The organism is Marinobacter sp. (genome assembly GCF_035268745.1).
Taxonomy (GTDB): domain Bacteria; phylum Pseudomonadota; class Gammaproteobacteria; order Pseudomonadales; family Oleiphilaceae; genus Marinobacter.
The window spans coordinates 1-10,471 of record NZ_DATFKH010000048.1; the positions used below are offsets into that span (position 1 = coordinate 1).

Annotated in this window: 10 protein-coding genes; 2 read left to right on the forward strand and 8 right to left on the reverse strand. The window is 59.7% G+C overall.

All coding sequences use genetic code 11. From position 1 onward, the window contains the following. The 7 genes from VJ956_RS03385 to VJ956_RS03415 form a co-directional block, all read right to left on the reverse strand. Positions 1 to 941 (reverse strand): patatin-like phospholipase family protein (locus VJ956_RS03385; protein WP_324081661.1); only part of this gene is annotated, 941 nt, incomplete at its 3' end. A gap of 4 nt (positions 942 to 945) precedes the next feature. Next, positions 946 to 1,848: a DUF4892 domain-containing protein gene (locus VJ956_RS03390; protein WP_324081663.1), complete on the reverse strand. Its 903-nt coding sequence runs from the start codon at positions 1,846 to 1,848 to the stop codon at positions 946 to 948. Beyond that, positions 1,838 to 2,755, reverse strand: a complete 918-nt coding sequence (locus VJ956_RS03395; RefSeq protein WP_324081665.1) for an alpha/beta hydrolase — start codon at positions 2,753 to 2,755, stop codon at positions 1,838 to 1,840. Before VJ956_RS03395 ends, VJ956_RS03390 begins: the two co-directional genes overlap by 11 nt. An 8-nt stretch (positions 2,756 to 2,763) precedes the next feature. Then, the gene (locus VJ956_RS03400; protein WP_324081667.1) at positions 2,764 to 3,114 is read right to left on the reverse strand and encodes a PilZ domain-containing protein; all 351 of its coding nucleotides are present in this window, start codon (positions 3,112 to 3,114) and stop codon (positions 2,764 to 2,766) included. Positions 3,115 to 3,150: 36 nt separating this feature from the next. After that, entirely contained in the window at positions 3,151 to 4,170 is a 1,020-nt protein-coding gene (holB, locus tag VJ956_RS03405) for a DNA polymerase III subunit delta' (protein ID WP_324081677.1), read from the reverse strand. Positions 4,171 to 4,192: 22 nt separating this feature from the next. Continuing rightward, a complete protein-coding gene (locus tag VJ956_RS03410) occupies positions 4,193 to 6,289 on the reverse strand; it encodes a transglutaminaseTgpA domain-containing protein (RefSeq protein WP_324081669.1) in 2,097 nt (698 codons plus the stop codon). Further along, on the reverse strand, positions 6,286 to 7,311 hold the full coding sequence (locus VJ956_RS03415) for a DUF58 domain-containing protein (RefSeq protein WP_324081671.1): 1,026 nt from the start codon (positions 7,309 to 7,311) through the stop codon (positions 6,286 to 6,288). Before VJ956_RS03415 ends, VJ956_RS03410 begins: the two co-directional genes overlap by 4 nt. Before the next feature lie 102 nt (positions 7,312 to 7,413). On the opposite strand from VJ956_RS03415, the gene pabB reads away from it, so the two are divergent. Continuing rightward, on the forward strand, positions 7,414 to 8,808 hold the full coding sequence (pabB, locus tag VJ956_RS03420) for an aminodeoxychorismate synthase component I (protein WP_324081673.1): 1,395 nt from the start codon (positions 7,414 to 7,416) through the stop codon (positions 8,806 to 8,808). Positions 8,809 to 8,914: 106 nt separating this feature from the next. On the opposite strand, the gene thrH is transcribed toward pabB, so the two are convergent. After that, positions 8,915 to 9,532 carry a bifunctional phosphoserine phosphatase/homoserine phosphotransferase ThrH gene (gene thrH, locus VJ956_RS03425; RefSeq protein ID WP_324081679.1) on the reverse strand — a complete coding sequence of 206 codons (618 nt, stop codon included), beginning with the start codon at positions 9,530 to 9,532 and terminating at the stop codon, positions 8,915 to 8,917. 183 nt (positions 9,533 to 9,715) lie between these two features. Between thrH and VJ956_RS03430 the strand changes: the two genes are divergently transcribed. Then, entirely contained in the window at positions 9,716 to 10,438 is a 723-nt protein-coding gene (locus tag VJ956_RS03430) for a phosphoadenylyl-sulfate reductase (RefSeq protein WP_324081675.1), read from the forward strand. Positions 10,439 to 10,471 lie beyond the last annotated feature (33 nt).

The window sequence follows — 10,471 nt, forward strand, 5'->3', positions numbered from 1 at the left end:
GCGCCCTGCATGGTTTCGATGCTCAGGTTCATGACGTCGAATTTGCCAATACCCAATTTGTCCCAGTCGATGGTTTCGTAATCCTCGGTCTTTTTTTCCGTCCCGTTCTTGTCCTTGTTGTCCTTGTCGGCCTCTTTGTCCTTGTCCGTCTGTTTTCTGGCCTCTGCCTGTTTGCGGGCAAGCGCCTCGCCGAGCCGGTCTTCAGCCGAGGAGTCGTCACCCGGTGCTCCGTCGCGTCTGGAGGCGAAGGTTTTCAGTGCATGCCAGTCAAACCAGCGCGAGGCCGTTTCCCGGATCTTTTCAACCCACTCGTCCGTGGCGCTCTCACTTTCCAGTGCGCTCTCCAGATCGGCTGCCGATATCCGGTGGCGGCGGTCGTCCTCGCCACTGAGGTTCACCGCCACCACTATATCAGCGTGGGATGAAATCGTCGGGATAATGGGCAGCGGATTCAGCAAGGCGCCATCCACCAACACCCGCCCGTTCAGAACCAGTGGCGTGACCACGCTGGGGATGGCTACTGAAGCACGAATGGCCTGATCAAGGGGGCCTTCCTGGAACCAGATTTCCTTATGGCCGAGCAGGTCTGTGGCGACCGCTGTGTAGGCAAGAGGCAGGTCCTCTATGCGGATATCACCAATCATCTCCCGGACCACGGAAAAGATTTTCTCACCGCGTATGGCGCCTACCGAACTGAAAGTAACATCAAGAAGTTTGAGCACATCGAACTGGCCCAGGCCAGTCACCCAGTCCTTGTAATCCTTCATCCTGCCTGCCGCGTAGACGCCACCGATCAACGCGCCCATGGAGCAGCCGGAAATCGCCACAATGTCATAACCGCGCTCACACAGGATTTCGATGGCGCCAATATGAGCGTAGCCTCGTGCCCCGCCACTACCCAGCGTCAGGGCGACCGTTTTCGCTTTCTCGCCACTGTTCAAAAGTTCACCTCTGAATCACCATGACTTCAACACGATCTCCCTGCCGGTCGGGGCTTGGAATGACCACGGACGGGCCTGCAATCACCCTCGTCTGCTGGCTTTCGGGCACGCCGCTCTTTTCCAGCACCCGTGACAGTGATTCGACGGCATCTTCCGCCCGGCCCAGGGCTTCCTCAAAGGTTTCACCGTCTTTCAGCTCACTGAACCCGACCAGAATGACCCGGGCGCCATCAGCGCCTGCCCAGTCGTTAACCAGCCGTCGGTCTGTCGCGCTCCAGTCAAAGCTGAAGGTAATGCTTCCCTCCCAGGGCACCAGAATCGGTCCCTTGATGCGCCCGCTGCCAGACTCCAGGCCCGGTATTACCGTCCCCGGCGGAGATTCAAGCTGTTCGACCCAGACATAGTCACGCTGGCTGCCCGTGGTTACGGTGTAGACCAGAGTCAGCGACGGCCTGCCGTTTTCATCCACCGACCCGGCCACCAGGTAATCCTGATCGCTGTCGCTGCCATAAAGACTCGACTGGTCAAATATCTGATTGGCCCAGACGTTACTACGGCCGCAACCCCGCCCGGAACACTCGAAAATCACCTGCGCGCCCCGTGCCTGAAGTTCACGCATGTAATGATCGCGCGCCTCTTCCCGGGTTGCACCGTTGAGGACCCGGTAAAGTCGACCGGTGCCCTGCACCGGCAGCCTTGCCAGCGAAGCCGAGCGGATTTCATTATTCACCTCCCGGACCGGACTGAAAAGCACCAGCCGGCCCGGCGATGAAATGGCCACGGTTTCCTCCAGCACCGAATCTGCAAACGGCTCAGGGGGCACCTGGGTGGCCAGCGCAGCACTTGTAGCCAGTGCCAGCGCTGTCATCACTGCCCGGATCATAATTCTGCCAAAATCAACAAACATCAATAAATTCCCTCACTGCGCTGGCAACTGGCACGACATCACCATCGAGATGACAGTGATGCCCGCCGGGTAAGGACACAAATTCCAGGTCGGCTATTGCGTCGGCACGTGCGTGAAGTCCCGGACGGTCGGCAAGCAATCCCTGTTCCGCCCGGATAAACCGGGTGGGAGTGCTGACCCGCTGCAGGCACCCGATTACCTGGGCCTCATCCATCATCATCATGGAAGGGTGCCTCAGGCGGGCATCGGTTGACCAGCCATAACCCCCGCAAACCTCCTGCAGATTGCGGGGAACCAGCTTCAGGGCGGCCTCAGGGGAAAGCGGGATCATCCCGCCCTCACGGGCTTTTGCGGCCTGCTCGATACTGGCATAAACCATCGGTGCCCCCGAGCCCCGCAGTCGCTTTTTTATGGCGTTGCGTAGCTGGGGGATCACCTCTGACGGTGGCCGGGTCAACGGTCCCAGGCTGTCAATCAACACCAGCCTGCCCACCTGTCCGGGGAAGGCGGCTGCATAAAGCAGCGCTATGCTGCCGCCAAGCGAGTGGCCCACCAGGTCAGGCCATCCGGATTCATCACTGCCACAGAAGTACGTTTCAATAAGCTCGGCCAGATCAGCGATATAGTCCGTTAATGCATAACCCTGCCCGGGAGGGCGGTGACCGGACTGACCATGCCCTGCCAGATCAATGGCATAGACGTCACGATCCTGCGCCAGCAACGGAGCCAGCCGGGCAAACGACAGGGCGTTATCCAGCCAGCCATGGACCATCAGGACAGGGGACTTCGAAGACTGTAACTGCGCTGGCCAGTGCAGGCCGGTAAGAGCAAGATACCTGAGTGCCCAGGTCATCTCCCGCGGGCATATCTCGCAATCAGATGCCTGGCCCTCGACAGCTTCATTCATTGAATGCATTACATGGTATGGGTGGGACGGTCGGAATTCAGCGAACCGGCAAGATAGGATTCAATCCGGGTTCGCGCAGTTTCATCCTCGCCATTGAACTGGACGCCAATGCCGGCAGCACGGTTACCCTGTGCTCCCTTCGGGGTAATCCAGATAACCTTGCCCGCGACCGGAATTTTTTCCGGCTCCTCCATCAGGTTCAGAAGCAGGAACACCTCATCGCCCAGCTGATACTGTTTCTGGGTCGGAATGAACAGCCCGCCCTGCCGGATGTACGGCATGTACGCCGCGAACAGCACAGCCTTGTCCTTGATCGTCAGGGTGAGAATACCGCTGCGCGCGCCAAAACCTGGGCCCATAAAAAACACCTGTGTTAAACCCTTCAATATGCGCAATCATAGCAGTACTTTCTGGCTTGCGGCCACCCGCTTTACCGGCATCAGCTTTTGCCAGGCGATCAGCAGCCGGCCCACCTCCATTTCAGGACTGACGTTATAAACCCCTGCCATGCGGGATTCATGAATCATCTCAATCAGTTCATGAGCGCGCCAGGCCGGATTATGGCGGGCCAGAAAGCCGAGCATGTCGGCGGCCTCCTCGTCACGGGCAGCCGCTCCGGCACCCAGGCGGGCAAGGTCACCCGCCCAGCCTTCAAACAACCACAGCGAGGTCTCGAGTCCAAGCGCCTTGAAGGGCTTTGCAGCCTCACCCACGGTAATCTGCCCTTTCATGAACTGGCGGAAGTGCTCGAAAGCCTGGTTCCGCTGAGCCATGAAATCGCCGCTCAGATAGGTCAGGGCAAGCCGGGGTGCATTGGCAGCAAGCATCAGCGCCCGGCGGCACTGATCAGCGGTTGGCCGGGTTTCAGCATTGGTCTGATCGAGCTGTGTCTGCAACCAGCGCGACGCCTGGTCCGGCGACGGTGCGGCGATCGGCCAGGTCTGACAGCGCGAGCGAATCGTGGGCAGAATGGGTCGCCCGCTTTCCTGAAGCAGAATCAGCACCAGATCCGCTACCGGTTCTTCCAGAGTTTTCAGCAGGGCATTGGCGGAATTGATATTGAGCTGATCGGCGCGATCGATCAGCGCAATCTTGCGTCCGGCCACCTGGGGCGAAGCCACCGCAAAAGACGACAGCGAACGGATCTGATCAATCCGGATCATGCGGCTTTTTTCGGGGCTATAGCAGCGTACATCCGGGTGGGTCCCGGCAGTGGTCAATTCACACTGCTTGCAATGGCCACAGCGCGCCCCGGTCGTCAGGTCTGGCTGTTCACATACCAGCAGTGCAGCAAGCTGATCGGCAAAAAAACGCTTACCGACACCCTGCTCGCCGGTGATCAACAGGGCATGTGGCAGACGATCCTCCGCAAGGATCCGGCACAGACGTTGCCAGGGTTCGCTGAGCCAGCTCATGGCTGTTACCGAAGTTTCCAAGTCATCCTTCCCGCCCGGTTGACGAATCTGAACGCTTTAACTGGCGGCGAAGCCTGGCCAGAACTCTTTTCATTCTATCAAGTTCCTGGCGGCGCTCCACGTCAGTATCAAGCCGGTTGCCGGACTCCGCGCCCTGCTCCGCACCGTGGCTATAGTAATGCCTGTTCACCAGCCGGGCAAAGTTCATTGCCGATGCCGCCGCCGCGGGCTCCGCATGGCCCAGACGCTCCGCCTGGCGTGCGGGGGTCTCACCGTGGCGAACCGGAACACCCGCGGCTTCACAAAGCGAATACCAGCGGTCAAGGACCCGGGTAAAAGGATCACGACGGGCAAAGGAACGCCCGCTCAGGGCCGTAATCAGCCCCGCAAGCAACAGCGCCCCGCCGACCACAGCGGCCGTGACATAGCCCAGCTCACGCAGACCGAACCCGCCCGGCAGACGGGACATCAGATCCATCTGCGACTGCCCCTGATAACCGACCACCCAGCGCTGCCACTGATAGTTGATTTTATCCAGTTGCAGCGACGCCCACTGCAGCGCAGCCATGTCGGCGTAACGTTGCGGTGAGGTCCAGTCATTTTCCAGAAACGATCCTTCCTCCCGCATCGCCTCACGGAGCCCCGATTCGATCCGTTCAGGGGAAATCGCAGCTGTGGGATCGAGCCGCGTCCAGCCTGCTCCGGGTATCCAGGCTTCCACCCAGGCGTGGGCGTCGTACTGCCTGACGATCAGGTACTCGTCACCGGCGCCGGGAGCCCCGCCCTGATACCCGACAACCACCCGGGCCGGAATACCCGCCGCCCGTAACACAAAGGTCATGGCACCGGCATAATGGGCACAGAAGCCCCGCCTGTTATCGAACAGCAGCGCATCAATGCCGTCCTCGGGCATCGGCGGCGGACGCAGGGTGTAAAAATATTCCTGCTCACGGAACCGCCGAAGCAGGCTGACCGCCATTGCCCCGGGGCCGGAGGCCTCCGCCTTCAGGCTCTGTGCCAGCTCCCGCGCGCGCGGGTTTCCGCTGGCCGGCAGTTGCAGGTATCGGCGGGGGTTATCCAGAGTGGCGGGAACATCGCTGCCATCAAGAGCCAGGCGATAACGGACTGTGGTATCGGCCGGACGGTTGAACCGGAAAAGGCCCTCATCGTTTTTCACCAGGTTGTCGGAAACTGCCGATGAATCCTCCAGCGCAAATGCCCAGGTCCGCCCTGTCGGTTCCAGCAGGATATCGTACTCATCCGGCTGCAACGGCCCTACTCCCCCGTCAAGGGCAACCCGGCCCGGTCGCAGCAACTCCCGGTTACGGCTCTGGCGCCAGGTTTCCCCATCGAGCTGGTCCAGAAACAGGCCGCGCCAGTATCGGTCCCGGTGGGCGGGAAGTTCCCCGCCAAAGCTTACCCTGAAAGCTCGCTCACTGCTCTGGGCCAGGCTGGAAATATCGCCGGGCGTCATGGTGTCACTGATACCGGTGCGGGCGTCACCGGACACCAGGGGGACGCTCCATAACGGGCTCATTCTGGGAAAGAACACAAACAGCAGAACCACCACCGGCAGGGTTTTGAGCAACATCAGCCCCAGCCGTTTCCAGCCAGCGCGCGCGGCCCCCGCCAACCCCGGTGCATTAACAATCTGCAGGCCGACGAACAGCACCAGCACGCCGGCAAGGTTGACAAGGGTCCAGTGGATTTCCTGTCGGAACAGGAAGTTCACCGCCGCCAGGTAGATCAGAATGAACAGCAGGACATAGAAATCACGCCGGGTCCGGGTTTCCAGCCACTTGAGGCCCACCGCCAGGACGAAGAACGAGGAGGCGGTCTCTACTGTGAAGCGTCCCTGGACGGTTGCAATATAAACCCCGACAAGAACAATCATCATCCCGCGGCGCGACCACTTACCCGGCAGTCTGACTTTGCCGGCCTGGGCCAGCCAGCGCCAGCAAGCAAATACCACGCAGATGGCCATCAGCCACACCGGCAGCCGGTCCCATTGCGGCAGCAGCAACAGGGCAAACCCGCCCAGCAGCCAGACCAGTGCGGCACCAGGAATCAGCTCGGGCGCCACAAACTTGCGTTTGCCACCGGAAAAACCCGCCATCATGACCCGGCCCCGACTGGCGAAGGGCTGCCATCTGGCTGTCGGGAGCCGTGGGCCAGGGTCTCACCCTCGCGGGGTTTCTCCAGACCGAACACAGCAAGCGCTTTGAGGCAGCGGCTACCATGGGCTGGTCCGACATCCGGATCGATCACCTGGCCCGGCAGGTTAAGTCCGAAGGGGCGTTTGCCTTTCACCCGGGCCAGCACCTGGTGGGCCAGATAACTCAGTCGCAGTTCCCTGTCAACACCACGGAAAGCCTCATAATCCAGCCATTGCGGACTGCCCTGCTCGCCCTCCCAGTCGGCAATCACCATTTCGCCGGTGCGGGCAAAGCGTTTCCACAGCACTCTCTGGCTCATATCACCTTCCCGCCAGGGACGAATATCGGCGTGATCATTACCATCAATGGCACGGGCCTGCTGCGACTGGTCGCCATCCTGAACCGTGCTCGCAGCCTCCGGCGCGGGTAAGGGTCTGGGGTAAACAACGGCCGCAGTCACCGGACGTAACCATGACCAGGCCTTGAGCAGCCCGAACGGGAAACGGGTCTCGACCCGAATCCGGTCCGGCCGGAAGTAACCCCGCCGGGACGGAATCAGTGCCAGGGAGAGGTCGGCAGGCGCTGCCGCAAACACGTGCTGCTGATCGATCCGCGAATTGTCACAGGCCAGGGAAATCGCCAGGGCGTCGTGGCCGCTCACACTGGCCCGCAGGCGAAACCTCACCGCCTCACCGGGAAAGCCCTCACCCCCGCTGACAACCGTCAGACTCAGACCGGTCAGGTTGCGGTGAGTCTGGTGCATGGCAGCGACAAAAACAGCGCCAAGAAGGAAGGTCAGCAGATAGATCAGGCTGTTCTGATAATTGATACCGGTAACCAGCATGATCAGCAGCAGCAGACCGAACACCAGCCCTGCCCCGGTCGGAAGAATGAACACATTACGCTGATTCAGCAGCTGATGGTCGCGCCGCGGAATGCGCCTGTTTATCCAGCGCTGCCAGCGCCTTCTGATTCGTTTTTTCATAGAGCTTCTTTTTGGCGACTGCTATTTACGGGGCATCGCAAAGGCCTGCACAATCCAATGATACTCATCTTACCCTGCATCTGATCACAAACCAGAGCCTGCATGCCCGAATTCATGAACGTTCCAGACCCGAGCGCCCTGGTCGAAGCCCTGTCCCGGACACGCGGCTTCACCCATCTGGGCATGGCGCCCAGCGGGCAGCCGAACCAGGACAGCCGGCACAACAGCCGCTTCATTATTACCACTGCGTTCCCGGAATTCCGTCTGGAGCTCAGGGCTGGTGACCCACTGGAGGATTTCCAGGCCATATGGCAGCGAGTGGATCAGCATCTGCAGGATACCCGCACCGCAACCCTGTTCGCAGCTGCCGACGCACCGTTCACCGGCGGCTTCATCGGCTTCGCCGCCTATGAGCTGGGCTTCTTCTGCGAGCCCTCCCTGCTGCGCCATGCCCGCTCCCTGCCGGCGGACATGCTGCTACTGTCCACCGCTTTTTTCGGCTGGGCGCTGATCCAGGACCTGGAAAAATCTGAAAGCTTTGTGCTCTTCCATCCGCAGTGCAGTGAGACCACAAAACAGACCGTAAAGCAGTTGCTGACGGAGCTGGTGCGGGAGCTGCCGGATAGCTCCGGGCAGCGGGCAACGGCACAGGAGTTCGACCTGCTGGGGCCCTTCCGGGCGCTGGAGTCAAGGGAGGCCTATATTGACAACTTCCGGCGGGTCCAGGAGTACATCCAGGCCGGCGACTGCTATCAGGCCAATCTGGCCCAATGCTTCGAAGCACCGTTCAGGGGATCCCCATGGTCTGCCTTCCGGACCCTGAGCAGGGCCTTCCCTACCCCTTTTTCCGCCTTCATGGACCTGGATGAACAACAGATCGTCAGTCTGTCACCGGAACGGTTCCTCCGTACTGAAGGCGGCGAGGTGGAAACAAAGCCTATCAAGGGCACGCGCCGGCGGGGCACAACAGCGGCTGAAGACCTCGCCCTGCGGGAGGAACTGGCTGCCAGCGAAAAAGACCGGGCGGAAAACCTGATGATTGTGGATCTGCTGCGCAATGATCTGGGCAAAAGCTGCGCCACGGGCAGCGTGCAGGTGGAAAGCCTTTTCCGGATTGAGAGCTACCGCAACGTCCACCACCTGGTGAGCACGATTACCGGCAGGCTCCGGGACGGGGTCACGCCCTTTACCGCGCTAATGCACGCCTATCCCGGCGGCTCCATTACCGGTGCTCCCAAAATACGTGCCATGGAAATCATCCACGAGCTGGAAGCCCGGCCCCGGGGTCCCTATTGTGGCTCCATCTTCTATCTGAGCTGCCACGGCCGCATGGACAGCAGTATTACCATAAGAACGGCGCTGTGCCGCAACGGCACCATGAAATTCTGGGGCGGCGGGGGCGTTGTTGCGGATTCAGAGGCGGAAAGTGAATATCAGGAAACCCTGACCAAGGTAAAACCCCTGATGGATTTCCTCGAAAGTTCCGGTAGCCAGTAAGCGGACAGACCCTTCCAGAACCGTCCGGAGCCATGGATGGCGGAGGCCGAGCGTACATGGACGTATTCACAGCGTGTTCTGGAAGGGTCTGTCCGCTTACTGGCGTTCACTCAACTGCATGAATGGCGCTGGCCTTCAAAAACGCCTGTTTCAATTCCTCAAACGTCTGCACCGCCGGAAACTGCGGAAATTCCCTGATCACGTTTTCCGGTGCATGAAACAGAATCCCCGCTTCAGCCTGTTTCAGCATGGTGGTGTCGTTGTAGGAATCGCCGGTGGCAATCACCCGGTAGTTGAGAAGCTGGAATGCCCTCACCGACTGTCGCTTGGGATCCCGCTGGCGCAGCAGGTAATTGGTAATTCTGCCGTTTTCGCCCACTTCCAGTCTGTGACAAAGCAGCGCCGGGTAGCCCAGTTTGGCCATCAGTGGCATCGCAAACTCGTAGAAAGTGTCGGAGAGAATCACAACCTGAAAGCGCTCACGCAGCCAGTCCAGAAATTCACTCGCACCCGGCAACGGGTCCAGCTCACCGATCACCTCCTGAATCTGGGGCAGACCAAAACCATGCTGGTCCAGCAGCCTCAGGCGTTGCTGCATCAATACGTCGTAATCGGGAATATCGCGGGTGGTCGCCTTGAGGTCCTCAATCCCGGTTTTTTCTGCAAAAGCGATCCAGATTTCGGGGATAAGTACGCCCTCAAGGTCCAGGCAGGCCAGTTCCACGGATTTCTCCTGTTGCGGTGAAGTCAGGGTGCCATGATAAAAAAAACCACTGACGAATGCACCGTCCATTCTCGCAACCGGATGCTGCAATGACGGTATAAGGTTATACAGGAGCATTCCTTCAGACCGGCAACCGTTAATGATAGATTGGGCTTCCAATCACCGGCGCAGGTCACTGATTCAATGACAGACATTGCAAGACTGAAAGCAGAGTTGGACGGCCAGAGCCCGAGGAAAATTCTCAAGGCCGCGTTTGCGGAATTCGATAACATCGCAATTTCCTTCAGCGGTGCCGAGGATGTAGCGCTGATTGAAATGGCCCACAGGCTTACCGACAACCTTCAGGTGTTTTCCCTGGACACCGGTCGCCTGCACGCCGAAACCTATGAATTTTTCGAGAAAGTCCGCAACCATTACGGCATCAATATCCAGTTCCTGTTTCCCGATGCCGGGGAAGTGGAAGATATGGTGAATCGCAAAGGCATGTTCAGCTTTTATGAGGACGGTCATGCCGAATGCTGCGGGATTCGCAAGGTCAACCCCCTGCGGCGCAAGCTGCAGACGGTGGACGCGTGGATTACCGGCCAGCGAAAAGACCAGAGCCCGGGCACCCGCAACGATGTACCGGTAGTTCAGCTCGACGAAGCCTTTTCGACAGCTGAAAAGCAACTGATCAAGTTCAACCCGCTGGCAGACTGGAGCTCAAAAGAGGTCTGGGATTATATCCGGATGAGTGAGGCGCCCTTCAACGAATTGCACAAAAAGGGTTTTGTCAGCATCGGCTGCCAGCCCTGCACCCGCCCGATCCTGCCCGGCCAGCACGAGCGCGAGGGCCGTTGGTGGTGGGAGGAAGCCACCCGCAAAGAGTGCGGGCTGCACGCCGGCAACCTGATTAGCCGTCAGTAACCGGTTAGCACTAAACTCAAAGAAAGCAGGCGG